This window comes from Aliivibrio sp. 1S128, from assembly GCF_001691065.1.
GTDB lineage: Bacteria > Pseudomonadota > Gammaproteobacteria > Enterobacterales > Vibrionaceae > Aliivibrio.
On sequence record NZ_MAJV01000056.1, the window covers coordinates 1 to 473 of the forward strand.

The following is a 473-nucleotide window of genomic DNA, read 5'->3' on the forward strand; positions in this document are numbered from 1 at the left end:
TGCTTAGGGTTTTGCTCACATAGATGAATACAAATAGCAGAACTTTCAAAGATTGCCATTCCATCGTCAATTAATGTAGGAATTCTACCTGCTGGATTTAATTTTAAATATTCAGCTGATTTGTGGAAGCTTGATTCCCTATCAACCAACAATAAATCATACTCTAATCCCATGAAATGTAATAAGAAGTGCGGAGCTAAACTCGCGTTGTTTGGGTAATAATATAGCTGATACAAAATGACTTCCTTTTCTTAATCCACAAATACTCATAACGCTGGCATAACACGTTTATTACCATGCAAACCAACCTGAATTTAACCGCCTTAATCACGAAACCCAAGACAAACCCAGAACGCCGAATGTAATAAATCGTGTTGATGCGATTGTTGTGCGTGCTTACTTTCGGCTTGGCTAACTTGGTAAAGAACTGCCCTGCCAAGATTTTCTAAGCCCTGATTCTAATTTACCGATAG

1 protein-coding gene is annotated in these 473 nt (G+C 37.8%); it reads right to left on the minus strand.

Going from position 1 to position 473, the window contains the following annotated elements:
- Positions 1-236: glutathione S-transferase N-terminal domain-containing protein (locus A6E03_RS07725; protein WP_176703461.1), on the minus strand; the 236-nt coding region annotated here is incomplete at its 3' end.
- Between the last annotated feature and the right edge of the window lie 237 nt (positions 237-473).